Raw genomic sequence first — 18,844 nt, 5'->3', positions numbered from 1 at the left:
TTATGTGCCAGGCGGCGGATGCACGCATCGCCGCCTGGCCTGTGAGATTTCCGGAGAAAAAGGCCGTGGACGAAAGTCCACGGCCTTTTCGTATGTTCAGTTCCTGCGGAAAACATGGATGCGAAAGCCGGCCCGGGTGGTCAGCGCGTCTATCGCCAAGAGACGCTCCGCGCCGGATTTCGGCGTTTTCCAGTAATAGGGCGTCATCTGGAAGAGATTGTGAATGTCCCGCTGGCAGGTGAGATGCATTGTGAAGTCCACCGGTACAATGGATTCGTAGGTGAAGCCGGGGTAGGGCGTCTCCTTCTCCTCATTGGGGTAGGGATCGTCGTAGAGAATCTGCTTCATCTCGTAAAGGTGGTGGACGGCGGGAACTACATAGAAAAAGAAGCCGCCGCCGCGCACCACGCGGGTGAACTCCTCCAGAGCCAGGGGGGAGAAGCAGTTCAGCAGCAGGTCCACAGAGCCGTCTGGCAGCGGCAGATGATAGGAGGAGGCCACGGCGAACTCCACGGCCTTCTCTCGCCGGGCGGCGGAACGGAGAATGGATTTGGAGATGTCGATGCCCGCTATGACGGGCGCTTTCCCGGCCTGGACCAGGGCGTGAAAGAGGCCGGAGGTGTAGTAGCCCTCCCCGCAGCCCGCGTCCAACACCCGGGGGGCTTCTCCCGTATGGCGTATGGCCAGGCCGCACAGCGCGTCCAACAGGGGACGGTAGTAGCCCATAGAGAGAAACTCCCGCCGGGCGGCGGCCATGCCCTTGTCGTCTCCGGGATCGGCGGAATGCTTGCGGTTGGCAATCAGCAGGTGGGTGTAGCCCTCCCGGGCGATATCATAGCTGTGGCCCCGGGGGCAGCGGAAAGCGGAGGAACCTCTGGTCAGAGGCAGGCCGCAGACCGGACAGCAGAAAAGGCTCATGACCGGTCCCCTCTTGTGATGTCGTTGATCCACTTCCGGCTCCGCAGCCGCGCCACCCCAAGGGGCATCTTGCTGAAGTTCTCGCTTTGCAGCGAAAGGCACACCAGGGGGATGGGCGCGTTCAGCACAAGGGCCAGCAGGGCGGTCAGGGGGATGGCAAAGCACCACAGGGGCGCAAGGTCGATGACCGAGGCCATCCGGGCATCGCCGCCGGCCCGGAGCAGCCCGGTGATGTTTGAAATGTCAAAGGCCCGCATGGGCATGACCACAATGTAGACGATGCACATGGTGACCGCGATCTCCATGGCGGTCTCGGTGAGCTTGAAGAGCGGATAGAGCACCGGAATAAAGAAGGTGGGCAGCAAGATCCCAAGGGCAACGGCGATCACAAAGCCCACGCCGGTGGCCAGGGCCAGCAGACAGATTCCAAGGCTGTAGACCTCCTCCTTTCCGGCTCCCTCGCCGATGCGCTTGCCCACGATGACGGCGGTGGCGCCGGCCAGACCGAAGCAGGCCACGGTGGAGAACTTGTCGATGTTGCCCATGATGGCGTAAGCGGCCAAAAACTCCGTGCTGACCGCCATGTGGCCCATGATAGCCGTCAGAACCGTGGTGCCCAGGCCCCAGAGGGCCTCGTTGCAGATGACCGGGGTGGCGTAGTGGAGGAAGCTGCGCAGAATCTCGCCGCCCGGGTGGAGCACCCGGGAAAGGCGCAGGGGGATTCTGGAATTGAGAGCGCTGTACACCAACACAATGAGGAACTCCACCACACGGGAGGAGAGGGTGGCGATGGCGGCGCCGGTGATCCCCAGGGCCGGGAAGCCCAACTTGCCGAAGATCAGCAGGTAGTTGAGCCCGGTGTTCACCAGCATGGAGGTGCAGAACACCTTCATGCCGAAGGCGGGGTTTTCGGTGCTGCGCTGCATGGCCACGTATACGGAGCTGATGCTGTTGAAAATATAGGAGATGCCCACGATGCGGATATAGGGGGTGCCTAACACGATCAGGGACTGGTTGTCGGTGACCAGGTTCAGCACGCCGGCGGGAAAGAGCAGCAGCGTGACGGCCACCGCGGAGGATAAAATGACGCCGATGTACAGCGCCACACCCATGCAGCGGTTGATGTTGTCCGCATCGCCCTTGCCCCAGTACTGGCTGACCAGTACGGTGAGGCCGCTCATGAGCCCGAAGATGATGACCTGAACCAGGAAGATGGGGGAGTTGGCGGCGGTGACGGCGGCCATCTCCGCGTTGCCCAACAGTCCCACCATGAAGGTATCCACAAAGCCCAGGGAGGTGGTGATTAAGTTTTGCAGGATCAGCGGCAGGGCCAGGGCCCAGACGCGGCGGTAAAAGCCTTTTTCACGGCGGAGACTCTGAAACATAACGGTCCTTTCCAAAGCCTGCCTTTCATCGGATCAGGCTTTTTTACAGCATGGGAAACCGGGTTTCCCGGTGACGGCGCAGCGCGGCGGCGGCATCGTCGATCTCCTCAAAGGTGGTCTCGGGTCCAAAGCTGAAGCGCAGCACGCCGGCGGCCACCTTTTTCGGCAATTTCAGCGCGGAAATCACATGGCTGGGTCGCCCCTTGTGGCAGGCGGAGCCGGCGGAGAGGCAGATGCCCTGGGCGCCCAGGTCCTCCACCACATTCTGGCTGGGGTAGCCCTCCAGGGACACGCACAGCACGTGGGGCGCGGTTCCGTCCCCCACTACCTGCACGCCGGGGATGGCGGTGAGCCGCTCCCGGGCGTGGCGCCGCAGCCGGTCCAGATGGCTCAGCCGGGAAGGAAGGTCCGTATACCACAGCTCCACCGCCTTGGCGAACCCGGCGATCTGGGCCGTGGCCTCGGTGCCGGAGCGGAGGCCCCCCTCCTGGCCGCCGCCGGGGAGCAGGGGCCGGGGATTGCGCACCCGGCGGCCCAGATAGAGGGCGCCGATGCCCTTGGGGCCTCCGATCTTATGGGCGGAGATGGAGATGAGGTCCGCTCCTGACTCCGCCAGGGGGAATTCCGTCTTCAAAAAGCCCTGGACCGCGTCGGTGTGGAGCAGGGCCCTGCTTTGGGCGCCTTGGAGCAGTCCGGCCACCTCGGCCACAGGGTATACGGTGCCAAGCTCGTTGTTCACAAGCATCATGGAGATCAGCGCCGTGTCCGGCCGCAGGGCCTGGGCCACCTGCTCCGCCGTGATGTTGCCCCGGCGGTCCGGGGAGAGGACGGTGAGCTCATAGCCCTCCTGCGCCAGCCGCTGGCAGGGCTCCAACACGGCGCTGTGCTCCACGGCGGTGGTGATGATGTGCCTGCCCACGTGCCGGTTTTGATAGAGGGCGGCGGAGATGGCCCAGTTATCGGACTCCGTGCCGCAGGAGGTGAAGCGCAGCTGCTCCGGGGCACAGCCCATGGCCTGGGCGATGACCTGCCGGCTCCCGGCCACCCCTGCCGCGGCCTGCCGGCCCAGGGGATATTGAGAGCTGGGGTTTCCATACTCCTCCGTCAGCACCCGGTACATCTCGTCGGCCACGGCCCTGGGCACCGGGGTGGTGGCCGCGTGATCCAGATAAATCATAAAAACCCTCCTGACATCCAACGGTTGAAAAGCACTCCGCCGGGGGACCCGAAGCCTTTTATGAGACTGCTCCGGGTGGAGATCGCGAAAATATCGCGCATAGGTAAAATGCGGCTTGCCCCGGGGGGAAAAGCACAGTATAATGGGATAATTACAGAGGAAACCGGCCGAATGGAAGAAAAAGTGCGGAAAATCTCCGCAATTTCTCTATTATAGAGGAGTTTTTTGAAAATAGCAAGGAGAAAGCATATGAAAGTGGCGATTTACACCTTGGGCTGCAAGGTGAATCAATATGAGACCCAGGCCATGGAGCAGGAGCTCCGGCGCCGGGGCCACACGGTGGTGCCCTTTGCCGCCGACGCCGACGCCTACGTGGTGAATACCTGCTCGGTGACGGCGGTCAGCGACCAGAAGTCCCGCCAGGTCGTCAGCCGGGCCCGGCGGACCCACCCGGAGTCGGTGGTGGCCATCTGCGGCTGCTACGCCCAGACCCACCCGGAGGATGTGCGGGCCCTGCCGGTGGACCTGATCGCCGGGACCGGGGACCGGATGGGATTTCTTGACCTGCTGGAGCAGGAGATGGAGGACCGCCGCCCCATGGAGTCCCTGGACCGGAGCTTCGAGCGCAGAACCTTTGAGCTGCTCAGCGCCGGAGGCCTGCCCAACCGGACCCGGGCCATGCTGAAGGTGGAGGACGGCTGCGTCAACTTCTGCTCCTACTGCATCATCCCCTATGCCCGGGGACCGGTGCGGTCCCTGACGCTGGAGGACGCGGCACGGGAAGCCGCCCGGCTGCAGGAAGAGGGCTACCGGGAGATCGTGCTCACCGGCATTGAGATTTCCTCCTGGGGCCAGGATTTGAAAAACGGAAAGAGCCTCATCGACCTCATCGAGACCGTCTGCACCGCCGCGCCGGAGTGCCGCGTCCGGCTGGGGAGTCTGGAGCCCCGCACCATCACGGAGGAGTTCTGCCGCCGCGCCGTCCGCCTTGAAAACCTGTGCCCCCAGTTCCATCTGTCGCTGCAAAGCGGGTGCGACGATACGCTGCGCCGCATGAACCGCAAGTATGATACCGCACGATACGCGGAGTCGGCGGAGCTGCTCCGCCGCTTCTTCCGCCGGCCCGCCCTCACCACGGATTTGATCGTGGGCTTTCCGGAGGAGACGGAGGAGGAGTTTGCCCGGACCATGGCCTTTATCCGTAGCTGCGGCTTTGCCCAGATGCACATTTTCCCCTACTCCATCCGGCCCGGCACCCCGGCCGCGGCGCGGCCCCAGGTGAGCGCCCGGGTAAAGGAGACAAGGGCGGCGGCCGCCGCCGAAGCGGCGGGGCAGATGCACCGGGAATACCTGGCCGGCTGCGTGGGGGAGCGGTATCCGGTGCTCTTTGAGCAGGAGAAAAACGGGAGGTTCGCGGGCCACGCCCCCAATTACATGGAGGTGTTTGCAAAGGGCGCCGATCTCCACAACAAGGTGCGCATGGTGCGCGTCACCGGCGTGGAGGAAGAGGGACTCACAGGGGAGATAGAAGAATGAAACACTACTTTTTTGCCTATATGTTCCGCATGCGCTTCATTGCCCGCTGGGCGCTGATGCGCAACAGCTTTCCGGAGAACGTGCAGGAGCACAGCCACCAGGTGGCGGTCCTGGCCCACGCCCTGGCCACCATCCGCCGGGACGTGTTCCACAAAAAGGCCGATCCCAACGCCTGCGCGGCGGCGGCGCTGTTCCACGACGCGTCGGAGATACTGACCGGCGATCTGCCCACGCCGGTGAAATACAACAATCCGGCCATTCAGCAGGCCTACAAGGCCCTGGAGGTGGTGGCCCAGGACAAGCTGCTCCAGGGGCTGCCGGAGGAGCTGAAACCGGCGTATACGCCCATCCTCCATGAGGAGGATGAGGAGGTCCGTAAAATTGTCAAGGCGGCGGACAAGCTCTCCGCCTATCTCAAGTGTCAGGAGGAGCTCCATGCCGGCAACCAGGAATTTGAGCAGGCGGCACTGGAGATCATGTCCGCTCTTCAGAGCTACCGGATGCCGGAGGTGGCCTGGTTTTTGGAGAAATTTGGAAATACTTTTGGTGTGACTCTGGACGAACTGAGGTAGTGTTTTACCGTGACAAATTGACAGAAGTTATGACAGATATGGCAAAACCGGGACGCTTCACAGAGAGACTCCACCTCTGAAATTGGAAGAAAATACCAAAATTAGGGGGGGGGGGGGTAGACTGCTGAAGTACTTAAATTACAGGAAAATTGAAAAATTTAAACAGATTTTTGTCTGAAACATTGGATTTGGCACGGATGTTGCTATATGTTATCACAGCAGACCTGTTTGGCTGCAATCCAAAATAGAGAAAGAGGGCACGAAATGAAACTGAAACTCAACAAAAAGTATCTGTCGTTTTACTACGAGGAGATGGCGGACCAGGTTCTGGATTTGAAGTTGGACCTGAAGAAGACCGCTCTGATGGTAGTGGACATGCAGAAGTTTTTCCTTGCAAAGGACGGAGCGGATGCAAGGGCCTTCAAAGAGGCGGGTCAGTGGGCCAGGTGGGAGCCTTATTTTGACCGGATTGAGCAATTGACCGTACCCAACAACAAACGGCTGATCGACTGCTGCCGCAAAAACGGCGTGGAGGTGACCTACGGCCGCATCGCCTGCCTGAAGGACGACGGCTCCGACCGCTGCCTGGTGCAGAGCACGGTGGGCTGGAACAACATCCTGCTGCCCATCAGCAACCCCGAGGTGGCCATGATGGACGAGATCGCCCCGGTGGGAGATGAGATCGTGGTCAATAAGACCACCGACTCCGTCAGCCTGGGCACCAACTATTCTGAGCTGATGCGCAACATGGGCATCGACACCATCATTGTCACCGGCGTGGTGACGGACCAGTGTGTGGCGGGCACGGTGCGAGTGCTGGCCGACCACGGCTTCCGGGTGATCTGCGTGGAGGACTGCTGCGCCGCACCGGACATGGATCTGCACGACATGGAGCTGAAGATCATGAACATCGTCTACTGCAACGTGCTGGAGTGCGATGATGTGATCGCCCTGATCGAAGAGAGCGCCGGGAAAAACTGAGGATTGGAATATTGGAAAGGGAGTTGTGGCCCTTGTCCATTGTAAAAATAAGTGTGTGCGTGAAAGGGGTTTTCAAACATGGGTAATAAACTGAAAAAGGAACTGTCCCTGTCCCAGATCATCGCCATGGCGGCAGGCGGCATGATTGCCGCCTGGATGGTGGAGATCAAGTACTGGTTCGAGATGACCGGTCCCGGCTCGCTGATCTGCCTGTTTGCCTGCGGCGTGATCCTGCTGCCGCTGTGCCTCATCTACACGGAGATGACGGGCATGCTGCCCTATGCCGGCGGCGAGAACATCTGGACCACCAACGCTTTCAACTGGGATCTGGGCTGGGTGGTAGGCTGGTTTTTGTTCCTGCTGTATCTGTCCGCCATGCCCAACGTGACCATCGGCATCTCCACCATGGTGGGATATCTGGTGCCGCTGAATTTCGCGCAGCTGAAGATTCTGGCCTGCGTGATCATCACCGTCTGGTTCATTATGGTAAACCTGGAGATCAAGCATCTGGCGAAAATTCAGAACTTCATGTTCTGGAGCACCCTGGTGGTCTCCGTCGGCGCCTCCCTGATCTTCATCTTCAGCGATCAGTGGAAGTTCTCCAACCTGTCCCCCTGGTTCCCCAAGGGAGCCGCCGGATTTTCCGCCGGCCTTGGGCTGCTGATGTTCAAGTTCATCGGTTTTGACCTGATCCCCCAGCTGGTGGAGGAGTCCAAATTCCCCCGCAAGAAGATCATCTGGGGCTTCATCGGCAGCATGCTGTGCACCTTCCTGGTCTACGGTCTGGCGGTGATCGCCGTGGGCGGCATCGTGTCCAACGAGTGGATCGCCCAGACGGACATCGTGGATCCCCGGGTGGCCGATATCCTTGGGATGCACTGGCTGGCCCTGGTGATCATCATCATGGGCGCCGTGACCTGCATCACCACGCTCTCCGGCTTCTGGCTGGCCGCCTCCCGCACCATCTTCGGCGCCGCCCAGCAGGGCCAGGTGAGCCGGAAACTGGCGGTTCTCAACAAGCACGGCCAGCCCTGGCTGGCCAACACGGTGGTGTTCATCTGCTCTTTGTACTTCTGCCTGATGGCCCCCGATGCGTGGATCAACTACATCTTCACCATCACTGTGGGCGCCGCCGGCGTGGTGTATCTGTGCGTGTCCCTGTCCTTCCTGAAGCTGCGCAAAACTCATCCCGAGTGGCCCAGACCCTATAAGTGCAAGGCCGCCTGGTTCATGGGCATTGAGTCCATTGTTTTCTGCATCTACTGCCTGTACCAGTGCGTCATCGCCATGGACGCCGCCACCTGGGTGGCGCTGGGTGTGTACTTTGCCGTGGGCGCCGTGCTGTACGTCTACGCTAAGGTGCAGCAAAAGCGCGACCCGGCCAATTGGACCACCTTTATCCCCTCTCCCGACACGGTGAAGGAAGAGGCGGAATAAGTTCGCTGCAAACTCCAAAAAGACGCTCCGCCATTTTGGCGGAGCGTCTTTGCGAGTCGGTTATTTGGAGAAGAGCATGGAGGGCCTGATCTCCTTCAGGCTGTGGGCGCCGCACATGGCCATGGTGTCCTTCAGCTCGGCGGTGAGCTTATCCACATAGATCTGAACCCCTTCGGCTCCGCCGCCGTAGACCATGGTGACAAAGGGACGGGCGATGAGCACCGCGTCGGCGCCCAGGGCCAGGGCCTTGAATACGTCCATTCCGGTGCGGATGCCGCCGTCCACAAAAATGGTCATCTTCCCGCCCACCGCGTCGGCGATGGCGGGCAGCACCTCCGCCGTGGCCGGGCACTGGTCCAGCACGCGGCCGCCGTGGTTGGACACCACGATGGCGCTGGCGCCGGCCTTCAGAGCCTTTTTGGCGCCCTCCACCGTCATGATCCCCTTGAGGATGAAGGGAACCCCGGCATAGTCCGCGATCTCTTGCAGCTCCTCCACCGTCTTGCTGCCGGCGGGGGGCTGAAGATTCTTCAGGAAGGGCAGGCCGGCCGCGTCGATGTCCATGGCGATGGCATAGCAGCCGGAGGACTTACAGCCGTCCATCTTCTCCCGGATCAGCTCCATGTTCCAGGGCTTCACCGTGGGGATACCGGCGCCGCCGGCCTCCCGGATGGCCTGGACCGCGCCCTTCATGACGGCGGGATTGGTGCCGTCGCCTGTGAAGGCGGCGATGCCCGCTTTGGCGCAGGCGGAAACCAGAATGTCGTTATATTGCAGATCGTCATACTTGTCGCCGTAGTGGAGCTGCATGGCGCCCACCGGCGCGGCGAACACAGGCAGGGCAAACCGGTGGCCGAAGAGCTCATAGGAAGTGTCCACCTCTCTATTCTCGCAGATGGTGTCCATGTTGACACACAGCTCCTGCCACTTCTGGTAGTTGCGGATAAAGCCGGTGCCGATGCCCTTGGCGCCGGGGCCGGGCATGGTGTTGCGGCAGCCCATTCCGTTGCAGACAGGGCAGGCCTTACAGTAGGGGCCCATACAGGTGCGGGCGTTTTCCAGCACTTCCTGATACGTCATATGTAGATCTCCTTTCATATTCGGGCAGAACAAAGCCGCCCACTTTCCACTTGCCACGATTGTACTCCAATCCCGGGAAAAAAACAAGCCGCCCCGTAAGCGGAGCATATGGCGTGCGGTGCGGGAAAAAGATAGAGAATTCCCGCAGGGGCCTTGGAACCGCCTGCTCCATATGCTACAATACTGCATGCCAGGGCGGGAGAGGGACTGCTGGTCGAATTGGACGACAGTGAGGAGAAGCCCGGTCCAGTCCAAAAGAGAACAGCTTGAATATTGTGCAAAAGCACTAAAATCGAATGCGAAATAGGATGAAATTGTAGAACTTGCCATATTGGATGCAAAAATTGCTTGACAACAGGGAAAAAGAACCATAAAATTTCATTAAAAGGAACATAGTTCCAAGGAGCGGAACATGAACAGAGGAAAGAATCAAACGGCCACGGTACAGAGGGACTCCGTCCGGGCGGTGGACCGGGCAATCGAACTCCTCCAAGTGTTTACATTTGAGGAGCCGGAACATACCCTTGCGCAGATCTGCGCCCAGACCAATCTGCCCAAGACAACGGTGTTCCGGATTCTGGCCACGCTGGAGCAAAACAACTTAATTGTGCAGCATTCGGAGACCGGAAAGTATCGCCTTGGCTATGAGATCATCAAGATGGGGGCCATCGCACAGGAAAGCAATTCCCTCAAGAGAACCGCCGCCGCGGAGATGAAGGAGATTTCCCGTGTCACGGAGCAGACCTGCAACCTCTATGTCCGCGATGGATTTGAACGGCTGTGTATCGCGCAGGTCATGGGCGCCCAATATGTCCGGCGTTACTCCTACCTTGGCGCCCGTCATCCGCTTTACTGCGGGGCAGGCAAGCTGCTGCTGGCCTACGCGGACAGGGAGTTTCAGACCCGCTTTTTTGAATCCGTCAAACTGGAGCGCATCACCGAGCACACGATTACCGACCGGGCCCAGCTGGAGCGGGAACTGGAGCAGATCCGCCGCGATGGATTCTCCGTGACCCGCGGGGAGCGGGACGCTTCGACGGCGATGGTCTCCGTGCCGCTTTTCGATTACACCCAGCATGTGGTGGCCTCCATCACAGTCTCCGGCCCGCTTTACTATTTTGAAGAGCAGAATGTGGCAAGCTACCTGGAGGAGCTTCGGAGCGCGGCCGGCCGCATTTCCCAAAAGTTAGGATACCGGAGCAATCAGCCCATCCAAACCGAATAAGTCACACAACAAAGGCTTCTGTGGGAAGCTTTTGTTGATAGTTGAAAATTGGAATGAAGTTCCGCTATACGGAACAAAAGCGAGGCGCAGTGGAGAAGGGGAGGATGAGAGACAGTGGGTTTTACGTTTGCGGAAAAAATCATAGGGGGCCATGCGGGGCGGGAGGTTCATGCAAACGACTGCGTTGTGGTGAATGTAGACGTCATGATGGCCAGCGACACAACGGGTCCGATGACGATCCGGGCCTTTCAGGACATGGGCGGCGTGCGCTTGGCAAAGCCGGAAAAAACGATCTTTGTCATTGATCACGCGACGCCCTGCCCCAATGAGCGCATCGCGGCGCTGCACAGTATGATCCGCCGCTTCTGCGCCGAACAGGGCTGTGTGCTGTACGACCAGAACAAGGGCGTCTGCCATCAGGTCATGCTTGAAAACCATGAGGTGGGGGAAGGGGACCTTGTGCTGGGAGGCGACTCCCACACCTGCTCCTATGGCGCGGTGGGCGCGTTTTCCACAGGCGTCGGCTCCACGGACCTGGGGGCCGCGCTGCTGACCGGCAAGACCTGGCTCCGCGTGCCGGAGACAAGCCGCATTGAGCTGACCGGACAGTTAACGAAAGGCGTCTTTGCAAAGGACGTGATTCTCCGGATGATCGGGGACCTGCGCAGTGACGGCGTCAGCTATGAATCGGTGGAATTTGCCGGAGACGGCTTTGCATGCTTCACCAGGGAGGAGGCTGCCACGGTCTGTAACATGGTCATCGAGATGGGAGGCAAAAACGGCGTCTTCCTCAGCGCGCTGAAAAGGCCCGACCTGATTCCGGACGAGGACGCGGTCTACAAGAGGGTGCTCCGGTACGACGCCTCCGGCTTCGTCCCCATGGTCTCAAGGCCGCATGCGGTGGACAATGTCTGTACGGCCGCGGAAGCGGCGGACCAGAAGATCGACATGGTCTACATAGGGAGCTGCACCAATGGACGCCTTTCCGATCTGGCGGCCGCGGCGGATATCCTCCGGGGGAAGAAAATCGCGCCGTCGGTCCGCATGACGGTCTGCCCCGCGTCCACAAAGGTGCTCTTAGCGGCCATCGAAAGAGGGTATATCCGGGAATTTCTGGAGGCCGGGGCAACGATTTCCACGCCGGGATGCAGCCTGTGCGTGGGAACGTTAGGCGGCGTGCCTGATGACGGGGAGGTGGTTCTCTCCACCACAAACCGCAACTTCAAGGGGCGGATGGGAAACAAAAACGCACTGATCTATCTGTCCTCTCCCGCCACCGCGGCGGCCTCCGCGCTGACGGGCAGAATCACAGACCCCAGGGAGGTGATCGGGAAATGAGCAAGGCGCTGGTGTATGGAGACAGCATCAACACCGACTTGATTATCGCCGGGAAATATACCAAGACACTGGACTTCAACGACCTGGCCGCCCATTGCATGGAGGATCTGGACCCGGACTTCGTCCGCCGTGTGGAGCAGGGGGACGTTTTGGTGGCCGGCGGCAACTTTGGGTGCGGTTCCTCCCGCGAGCAGGCTCCGATCGCCCTCAAGTATGCGGGAGTGGGCGCGGTCCTGGCAAAATCCTTTGCCCGGATTTTTTACCGCAACGCCATCAACGTGGGGCTTCCCGTCCTGATCTGCGACACCTCATGCATCCGGGAGGGAGACCTGATCCGGATCGATATGGACGGGGGAAAAGTGGTGGTCAACGGCGAACGGGAGCTTGACTGCCAGGCCCTTTCCCCCATTATGCAGCGCATTTTGCAAAGCGGCGGGCTGGCCTCGTATTTAAAGGAAAAAGGCGACTTTGTCCTTTGAATATAAAATTGAGCTTGGGAGGGAGCAGAAGATGAATCGAACAACGCGGCTCAAAGAGTTGATCCGCGCCCGGGAAATCCTTGTCATGCCGGGCGTCTACGACGCGCTGAGCGCAAAGATCGCGGAACGGTGCGGCGTGAAGGCGGTGCAGGTCACCGGCTACGGCCTGGCGGGCAGCAATTTGGGTCTGCCCGACGTGGGGATTATGACCAAGACGCAGATGGTCGAGCTGACCCGCAATATCTGCCGGGCCGTCAGCATCCCCGTCATGGCGGACGGGGACACAGGATTCGGCAATGCAATCAACCTCTATTACGCGGTCAGGGACTTTGAAGCGGCCGGCGCCGCGGGCATCAATCTGGAGGACCAGTTTTTCCCCAAGCGCTGCGGCCACATGGGCGGAAAACAAATCATCCCCTTTGAAGAGGCGGTGAAGAAGATCGAAGCCGCCGCCGCGGCCCGGACGGACCCGGACTTTGTCATCAACGCCCGCACCGACGCCATCGCGGTGGTCGGCGTGGAGGAGGCGATCCGCCGGGGCAACGCATTTGCCAAGGCCGGCGCCGACCTCGTCTTTGTGGAGGCGCCCACAAACCCGGACGACGTGAAGCGGGTGATCGAGTCCATTGAGGCGCCGGTGAGCATCAACATGATCTATGCCAGGGGCGCGAAGACGCCCGCCATCTCCATCAGGCAGTTGGAGGAGTGGGGCGCGGCCCGGGTGAGCGTCCCCGTCATGCCCCTCTTTGCGGCCGCCCGGGCGCTGGAGCGGGCCTATACGGCAGTTGTCAGGGATGATGTGGAGTCCATGGACGGCGAAATTTTCGCATTCAGGGAGTTTACGGACCTGGTCGGCCTGCCGGAGATTCAGGAGCTGGAGCGGAGGTTCCTGGACACGGCCGAGTTGGACGCCCGTTATCACCGCTGAGGTTGCGGACGCGGCAAATGGAGCTGTATTGCAGGCGCCGCAATTGAGAACATCATAAATCTGCCAATGATGAAAGGAAGCAAAATTATGGAAAAGTACGATCTCCTGATCAAAAACGGCGATGTCGTCCTTGCCGACAAGGTGGAAGCGTGCACCATCGCGGTAAAGGACGGCAGGATTGCGGCCGTCAGTACCGTGCCCATTGACGACAGTGAGGCGGCGGAGGTGCTGGACGCCAAGGGGCTCACCGTTATGCCCGGCGCCGTGGACTGCCATACCCACCTTGGCATCTACGCGCCGCTGGATGTGGACACGGCAAGTGAAACCAAGGCGGCGCTGACCGGCGGCGTCACCACGATGATGTCCTATTTCCGCACCGGCGCCCACTACATGAACAAAACCGGCCCCTACCATGAGATATTCAAGGAGGCGCTGGAACTCACCGCCGGCAACGCCTACTGCGACTACTGCTTCCACCTGGCCCCCATGGACGATCTGCAGGTGGGGGAGATGGAGTGGCTCGTTGAGCAGGGCGTTGTCACCTTCAAGTATTTCATGTTCTACAAGGGTCTGAACCTGGGCGCCAACTCCACGGTTTCGCCCACCATGTCCGACTGCTACGACCTTGGACACCTCTACAATATCATGGCCGAGGCCGCCCGGCTGAACACCCTGCTCAAGAACGAGCCGGTTTCCGTCAGCGTCCACTGCGAGGACGATGAGATCATCAAGAGCTTCATCAAACGGGTCAACGCGGCGGGGCTGGAAGGGATGCAGGCCTACTGCGAGGCCCGGCCCCCGCTCTCTGAGCGGATTGCAATCCTGAAGGCCGGCAGCGTGGCCAACGCCACCGGGGCCAAACTGAACGTCCTGCATATCACCAGCGCCGAGGCCATGCAGGCCACCCGGGACCTGCTTAAGATATACCCGGACATCAAGCTCCGCCGGGAGTGCACGCTGCACGCGCTGGGCCTCACATGGGAGATGCTTCAGAACAATACCTGCGCGAAAGTGAACCCGCCGCTGCGCACCGCCGCGGACAACGCGGCGCTCTGGGAGGCTCTGGCAAAGGGCGAGATCAACTGGGTCGGCTCCGACCACGCCAACACGCCCATCGCCCTGAAGCCCAGGGAGGATATGTGGGGCGCCTGCTGCGGCTTTGGCGGCACCTCCCTCATCTATCCCTTCATGATCTCCGAGGGGCACTTTAAGCACGGCCTGTCCCTGCCCCGCATTGCCGAGCTGGTCTCCTCCAACCCGGCCAAGGCCCACGCCGCCTGGCCCAAAAAGGGCAGCATGGAGGTGGGGGCGGACGCGGACTTTGCCCTGATCGACCTGAATCTTGAAAAGACCGTCCACGCCGGAGAGGACTTCTCCGCCCAGGAGTATACCGTGTTTGAGGGCGTGTCCCTCAAGGGCTGGCCCGTTGCCACCATTCTGCGGGGCAGAAAGGTCTATGAAGCCGGCAAGATCCTTGGCGCCGCTGCGGGCGAATATGTCAAGCGCCCCTGCTGAGCGCCCACACCCTGATGTACGGCCGCGCTGCGGCGGCATATCACAAACAGGAAGGAGAAAAACGATGAAAAAGGTTCTGCCCCTGATTCTTGCCCTTGCAATAGCTCTCTCCCTTGGCGCCTGCGGTGGAGGTGGAGCCGCGTCCACTCCCGAAGGCAGCGGAAGCGGCAGCCAATCGGCCGCGGGCGACTATGAGTGGCCCAACATGGTCAAGCTGAGCATCACCGGCAGCGGCACCACCGCCTACGCCGGCACCCTTGCCTGGTCCAACATCCTGGAGGGCACCGGTTACACCAAGGTCCGCCTGCTTCCGGAGGACTCCAACGCCACCAAGTTCCAGCGGGTCAAAAATGGGGAGACCCTCATGACCTATGACAGCATGGGCGACGCCGCCACGCTGGTGAACGCCCGGTTCGGCTATGCGACGGAAGACGGCGGCCCGTATCAGGTGCGCTGGGTCTGGCCTGATTTCGAGTCCATCTTCGTCATGTTTGTCCGGGGCGACTCCAAAATCGAAAAGCCCACGGACATCACCAAGGACACAGCCGTGGCCTGCACGATTGATTCCGCCATGGAGAATGTAAAGGCCGCCCTTGCCGCTGCCACGGGCGTAAGCGGAGATGAAATGAACTGGATCCACTGCTCCTCCTACGGCGAAATGCCCAAGCTGGTCACCACGGGCGCCGCTGAGCTGTGCGGCTACGTCACCCCGGTCTCCAGCTCCATCGTCGAAGCGTCCTCCGCCCCGCAGGGCATCCGGGTCCTGGACTTCAACCCCGAGCTCTATCCCGATTGGTGCAAGGCCTTCCAGTCCAAGATGCCGGTCTACAATTTCAGCAAGATTCCCCTTGGAATAGATGATGCCATCGGAAAATACGGAGTGGGTTCGGACGGCGGCTGGCTCACCTCTGAGGACGCGGATCAGGAATTGATCTACAATATGGTCAAGTTCTTTGCGGAGCATCAGGAGGATATCCAGGGCGCTTTTGACACCTATGCCTACTACTGGTCCGTGGACTATGCCCGGGAAGTCATGAGCCGTGCGTTTATCCCCATTGCCGAGGGCACCATCCAGTACTTTAAGGAGCTTGGAAAGTGGACCGAGGCCGATGACGCCCGCCAGGAATACAACATCAAGGTGATCGACAAGTATGCCGCCGCCTACAGCGAGTGCCTGGACGCGGCCCGCGCCGACGGCATCAAGATCGACACCCAGAACCAGGAGTGGCTGGACTACTGGGAGGAGTTCAAGGCGAACAAGGACCTTCCCCCGGTCGTCATCATGAGCGACGCTGAGATCGCTGAGGCCCTTGCCGCCGGGTTTTAACCGAACATCCTCTCAGACGGAAGAAACAGCAACGCGGGCAGAGCGCAGGCTTTGCGCTCTGCCCCACGCTTCCCTTACAGATCAATGAGGAGGGCTCTCAATGGATTTGGACGATAAAAAACTGCAGGAGGATGAGGTGAGGGATGAAAAACGGAAAATCGAGGCGGAAGAGGAGGTCAACAAGGACAACTCCCGCCTTGCCACCATGCCCCCGCTGGTCAGGCACGGGTTTACCATCCTCTCCATCATCGGAATCCTCATCGCATGCTATTACATGATGCACCTGCGCTGGTTCGGGGTCATGTCCGCGACTACCTATTACTACACCATCTTTGCGGTCTTTGGCTGCAGCGCGTTCCTGCTGACCCCCGCGACGAAAAAATATGCAAACCGCATTCCGTGGTTTGACTATGTGCTGACGCTTTTGGCGCTGGCCATACCGCTGTATTTTGCGGTCCACGGAACGGAAATCAATATGGTGGGCTGGGTTCCGGCTCCCGACAATTTTAAGCTGGCCCTGGCGGTGATCTACTCCCTGATGCTGCTTGAGATGGTCCGCCGGGGAGCAGGACGGGCATTTTTCATCATCTGCATTGTCTTTGGCCTCTATCCGCTGATCTGCGAGCACCTGCCCGGTATGCTGGCGGGCATCGGCTTTGACCTCAAAACGCTGTTCAGCTATTACTGCTACGGCTCGGAGGGGATTTCCGGCCTGCCCGGCAACATCACCGGCACCATCCTGATCGGCTTTTTGATGTTTGCCAACCTGCTCATCTGCTCCGGCGCGGGCCCGTTCTTCATCGATCTGGCCCAGGCCCTGTGCGGCAAGTACCGGGGAGGCACAGCCAAGGTGGCCGTTCTGACCTCCGCCTTTTTCGGCATGCTCTCCGGCTCTCCCATCTCCAACGTCGTCTCCTCCGGCTCCATCACGATTCCCGCCATGAAGAAGTCCGGCTACGACGCGGTCTATGCCGGCGGCATCGAGGCGGTGGCCGCCACAGGCGGCATTCTGATGCCCCCTGTCATGGGTTCCATTGTCTTTGTGATGGTGGCCATGTCCGGCTTCACCTATGCCCAGGTTATGATGGCGGCTGTCTTCCCGGCCCTGTGCTACTACGGCGGGCTGCTGCTTCAGGTCGACGCCTACGCCGCCAACCGGGGCATGAAGGGCCTGCCCGCGGACCAGTGCCTGAAGGTCAGAGAGGTCCTGAAGCGGGGCTGGTATGTGGTCGTTGTGCTGATCTTCCTGTGTGTGGGGCTGGTGTTCTTCCGCTGGGGCGAAATCACGCCTTACTATGCCTCCGGCCTTCTCATCGTCCTGTCCTGGTTTGACAAGAACCCCAAAAACCGCCTCACACCCAAAAACCTCTATAAGGCCTGCGCTCTGATCGGAAAGGCCATCACGCAGATCTGCGCGCTGATGCTGCCCTTTACCTTCATCATTGCCGGACTGATCACCACCGGCATGGCCGCCTCTTTCGCAACCAGCATCACCCGCCTGGGCGGAGAGAACGTTGTGGCCGTGGTGGCGCTGACCATTGTCGCCTGCTATCTCATGGGCATCATGGGCATGGACATTGTGGCCTATATGTTTTTCGCCGTCTCGGTGGCTCCCGCCCTGGTGGGAGCGGGGCTTGACAAAATGGCGGTCCACCTGTTCCTGATCTACTATCCGCTGCTTGCCGTCATCACGCCCCCGGTTGCCACCGTCGCTTTCGTGGCTTCCTCGGTGGCAGGCGCGCCCGCCATGAAGACCGGCTGGAAAGCGTGCCAGTTGGGCTGCGTGGTCTATTTCCTGCCCCTCTATTTTCTCTATGAGCCCGCGATCCTGCTGCAGGGCGGCAACCTGCTGATAAGCCTCTACCATATGGCCTTTGTGGCGCTGGGTACCTTTACCCTTGCCAGCGGGCTGGGCGGGTACATGATTAAGCTTGGCAGGATGTACAACATGTTTGAGAGGCTGCTCTTCTGCCTGGGCGGCATTCTGATCGCCTTCCCACGAACGAACATCACGCTGATCGGCCTTGCCTTCATGATTGCCGGCTTTGTTCTGCACAGAATCAGTGCCAAAAAGTCCGCCGGCGGACCCGGCGCGCCTCAGATCATCCCGTAACACTTTCCGGTATTGAAAGAAAGAGTAGGTGAACCATGGAAATTAACACCCTGGGGATGAAGCCCCGTGAAGACTGTTGTCCCCACGCCATTATTCAGAACTTCATCAATTTCGACTTTACCGTCTCCAACCTGGAGGCCGCGAAGAAGATGTTCCTGCCCGAGCCGCTTGAGCCCAGGAGGGACGAGGACGGGGATGTGATTTTGACCTGCGGCTTTGTGGATTCCGCCTTCCCGCCCATGCGGGAGGTGGACGGCGAAATTCCGGACCCCAACACCACGGAGTTCTCCGAGTGCGCGCTGGGCATGTCCTGCACGGTCGACGGGAAGCCCAACATCATGAACACGTGGATTCTTCTGGACCACTATGCCGGAGCGCTGCGCCGGGGCTTCAACCGCAGCGTGATCGACACCTTTGCACGCACCCGCAACCACCCCATGCTGGAGGGGGAGGAGCACGTCGGCATCGGCAGCAGGATGTTTGCCACCTGCACCAACGACGGCGCCCTGTATGCAAGGGGTTCCTTGGAGGTAAAGGAGGTCCACGACCCCGGCTGGCTGGATGAGCACTTCTTTGACTGGGGACAGCTCCGGTATCTGCCCGACATGGCCCACGGCGACGATGTCAGACCCCTCATCCACCAGGCGTCGCTCTATCACTTCCCCTCCAAATTCGAGGTGAGCAAGGTGTATTCCGGCGACGGCAAACTGGTCTTTGGCGACACGATGTACGGGCTCTTTCAGGACCTTGGAGAGATCCGGGTCAAGCGCGCGTTCTTTGTGACCTTTGCCTATACCTATGGCAGTGAAGAGTTTCTGTGCGACGCAAAGTGA

16 protein-coding genes are annotated in these 18,844 nt (G+C 60.3%); 12 read left to right on the top strand and 4 right to left on the bottom strand.

All coding sequences use genetic code 11. The features are described 5' to 3' along the window. Window positions 1–96: 96 nt before the first annotated feature. The 3 genes from KQI82_RS14525 to KQI82_RS14515 are packed head-to-tail and all read right to left on the bottom strand — an operon-like array spanning window position 97 to window position 3,480. Window positions 97–918: a putative RNA methyltransferase gene (locus KQI82_RS14525; protein ID WP_216633411.1), complete on the bottom strand. Its 822-nt coding sequence runs from the start codon at window positions 916–918 to the stop codon at window positions 97–99. Then, a complete protein-coding gene (locus tag KQI82_RS14520) occupies window positions 915–2,303 on the bottom strand; it encodes an MATE family efflux transporter (protein WP_216633410.1) in 1,389 nt (462 codons plus the stop codon). Before KQI82_RS14520 ends, KQI82_RS14525 begins: the two co-directional genes overlap by 4 nt. A gap of 43 nt (window positions 2,304–2,346) precedes the next feature. Next, window positions 2,347–3,480 carry a cysteine desulfurase family protein gene (locus tag KQI82_RS14515; RefSeq protein WP_216633409.1) on the bottom strand — a complete coding sequence of 378 codons (1,134 nt, stop codon included), beginning with the start codon at window positions 3,478–3,480 and terminating at the stop codon, window positions 2,347–2,349. A 249-nt stretch (window positions 3,481–3,729) separates the two neighbouring features. On the opposite strand from KQI82_RS14515, the gene mtaB reads away from it, so the two are divergent. The 4 genes from mtaB to KQI82_RS14495 all read left to right on the top strand — a co-directional run bounded on the left by mtaB (window position 3,730) and on the right by KQI82_RS14495 (window position 8,006). Then, on the top strand, window positions 3,730–5,016 hold the full coding sequence (gene mtaB / locus KQI82_RS14510) for a tRNA (N(6)-L-threonylcarbamoyladenosine(37)-C(2))-methylthiotransferase MtaB (RefSeq protein WP_216633408.1): 1,287 nt from the start codon (window positions 3,730–3,732) through the stop codon (window positions 5,014–5,016). Continuing rightward, window positions 5,013–5,588 (top strand): 5'-deoxynucleotidase, encoded by a 576-nt coding sequence (gene yfbR / locus KQI82_RS14505; RefSeq protein WP_216633407.1) that lies wholly within the window; start codon window positions 5,013–5,015, stop codon window positions 5,586–5,588. The genes mtaB and yfbR overlap by 4 nt, the downstream gene beginning before the upstream one ends. A gap of 264 nt (window positions 5,589–5,852) precedes the next feature. Beyond that, window positions 5,853–6,569 carry a cysteine hydrolase family protein gene (locus tag KQI82_RS14500; protein ID WP_241426724.1) on the top strand — a complete coding sequence of 239 codons (717 nt, stop codon included), beginning with the start codon at window positions 5,853–5,855 and terminating at the stop codon, window positions 6,567–6,569. Between the two features lie 78 nt (window positions 6,570–6,647). Next, complete coding sequence (locus KQI82_RS14495) at window positions 6,648–8,006, top strand: APC family permease (protein WP_216633406.1); 1,359 nt, start codon at window positions 6,648–6,650, stop codon at window positions 8,004–8,006. 60 nt (window positions 8,007–8,066) lie between these two features. On the opposite strand, the gene KQI82_RS14490 is transcribed toward KQI82_RS14495, so the two are convergent. Further along, on the bottom strand, window positions 8,067–9,086 hold the full coding sequence (locus tag KQI82_RS14490) for an alpha-hydroxy-acid oxidizing protein (RefSeq protein ID WP_216633405.1): 1,020 nt from the start codon (window positions 9,084–9,086) through the stop codon (window positions 8,067–8,069). A 412-nt stretch (window positions 9,087–9,498) separates the two neighbouring features. Here KQI82_RS14490 and KQI82_RS14485 point away from each other — a divergent pair, with 412 nt between their 5' ends. From KQI82_RS14485 to KQI82_RS14450, 8 genes are all read left to right on the top strand, one after another. Then, window positions 9,499–10,311, top strand: a complete 813-nt coding sequence (locus KQI82_RS14485; RefSeq protein ID WP_216633404.1) for an IclR family transcriptional regulator — start codon at window positions 9,499–9,501, stop codon at window positions 10,309–10,311. 114 nt (window positions 10,312–10,425) lie between these two features. Then, window positions 10,426–11,649 carry an aconitase/3-isopropylmalate dehydratase large subunit family protein gene (locus KQI82_RS14480; RefSeq protein WP_216633403.1) on the top strand — a complete coding sequence of 408 codons (1,224 nt, stop codon included), beginning with the start codon at window positions 10,426–10,428 and terminating at the stop codon, window positions 11,647–11,649. After that, the gene (locus KQI82_RS14475; RefSeq protein WP_216633402.1) at window positions 11,646–12,128 is read left to right on the top strand and encodes a 3-isopropylmalate dehydratase small subunit; all 483 of its coding nucleotides are present in this window, start codon (window positions 11,646–11,648) and stop codon (window positions 12,126–12,128) included. The genes KQI82_RS14480 and KQI82_RS14475 overlap by 4 nt, the downstream gene beginning before the upstream one ends. Before the next feature lie 31 nt (window positions 12,129–12,159). Then, on the top strand, window positions 12,160–13,056 hold the full coding sequence (locus KQI82_RS14470; protein WP_216633401.1) for an isocitrate lyase/PEP mutase family protein: 897 nt from the start codon (window positions 12,160–12,162) through the stop codon (window positions 13,054–13,056). A gap of 87 nt (window positions 13,057–13,143) precedes the next feature. Then, complete coding sequence (locus KQI82_RS14465) at window positions 13,144–14,571, top strand: dihydroorotase (RefSeq protein ID WP_216633400.1); 1,428 nt, start codon at window positions 13,144–13,146, stop codon at window positions 14,569–14,571. Window positions 14,572–14,635: 64 nt separating this feature from the next. Continuing rightward, window positions 14,636–15,898, top strand: coding sequence for a TAXI family TRAP transporter solute-binding subunit (locus KQI82_RS14460; RefSeq protein WP_216633399.1), 1,263 nt, complete (start codon window positions 14,636–14,638; stop codon window positions 15,896–15,898). 100 nt (window positions 15,899–15,998) lie between these two features. Continuing rightward, window positions 15,999–18,011: a TRAP transporter permease gene (locus KQI82_RS14455; RefSeq protein WP_216633398.1), complete on the top strand. Its 2,013-nt coding sequence runs from the start codon at window positions 15,999–16,001 to the stop codon at window positions 18,009–18,011. Between the two features lie 35 nt (window positions 18,012–18,046). Continuing rightward, entirely contained in the window at window positions 18,047–18,844 is a 798-nt protein-coding gene (locus KQI82_RS14450; RefSeq protein ID WP_216633397.1) for a hypothetical protein, read from the top strand.

Origin of the sequence: Dysosmobacter acutus (genome assembly GCF_018919205.1) — a bacterium.
GTDB classification, from domain to species: domain Bacteria; phylum Bacillota; class Clostridia; order Oscillospirales; family Oscillospiraceae; genus Oscillibacter; species Oscillibacter acutus.
This window is presented reverse-complemented; position numbering and strand designations above follow the sequence as displayed.

Bases quoted from the DNA above. Each gene is read 5' to 3' on its own strand.
- KQI82_RS14525 (WP_216633411.1), bottom strand. From the start codon at position 918: ATGAGCCTTTTCTGCTGTCCGGTCTGCGGCCTGCCTCTGACCAGAGGT.
- KQI82_RS14520 (WP_216633410.1), bottom strand. From the start codon at position 2,303: ATGTTTCAGAGTCTCCGCCGTGAAAAAGGCTTTTACCGCCGCGTCTGG.
- KQI82_RS14515 (WP_216633409.1), bottom strand. From the start codon at position 3,480: ATGATTTATCTGGATCACGCGGCCACCACCCCGGTGCCCAGGGCCGTG.
- mtaB (WP_216633408.1), top strand. From the start codon at position 3,730: ATGAAAGTGGCGATTTACACCTTGGGCTGCAAGGTGAATCAATATGAG.
- yfbR (WP_216633407.1), top strand. From the start codon at position 5,013: ATGAAACACTACTTTTTTGCCTATATGTTCCGCATGCGCTTCATTGCC.
- KQI82_RS14500 (WP_241426724.1), top strand. From the start codon at position 5,853: ATGAAACTGAAACTCAACAAAAAGTATCTGTCGTTTTACTACGAGGAG.
- KQI82_RS14495 (WP_216633406.1), top strand. From the start codon at position 6,648: ATGGGTAATAAACTGAAAAAGGAACTGTCCCTGTCCCAGATCATCGCC.
- KQI82_RS14490 (WP_216633405.1), bottom strand. From the start codon at position 9,086: ATGACGTATCAGGAAGTGCTGGAAAACGCCCGCACCTGTATGGGCCCC.
- KQI82_RS14485 (WP_216633404.1), top strand. From the start codon at position 9,499: ATGAACAGAGGAAAGAATCAAACGGCCACGGTACAGAGGGACTCCGTC.
- KQI82_RS14475 (WP_216633402.1), top strand. From the start codon at position 11,646: ATGAGCAAGGCGCTGGTGTATGGAGACAGCATCAACACCGACTTGATT.
- KQI82_RS14470 (WP_216633401.1), top strand. From the start codon at position 12,160: ATGAATCGAACAACGCGGCTCAAAGAGTTGATCCGCGCCCGGGAAATC.
- KQI82_RS14465 (WP_216633400.1), top strand. From the start codon at position 13,144: ATGGAAAAGTACGATCTCCTGATCAAAAACGGCGATGTCGTCCTTGCC.
- KQI82_RS14460 (WP_216633399.1), top strand. From the start codon at position 14,636: ATGAAAAAGGTTCTGCCCCTGATTCTTGCCCTTGCAATAGCTCTCTCC.
- KQI82_RS14455 (WP_216633398.1), top strand. From the start codon at position 15,999: ATGGATTTGGACGATAAAAAACTGCAGGAGGATGAGGTGAGGGATGAA.
- KQI82_RS14450 (WP_216633397.1), top strand. From the start codon at position 18,047: ATGGAAATTAACACCCTGGGGATGAAGCCCCGTGAAGACTGTTGTCCC.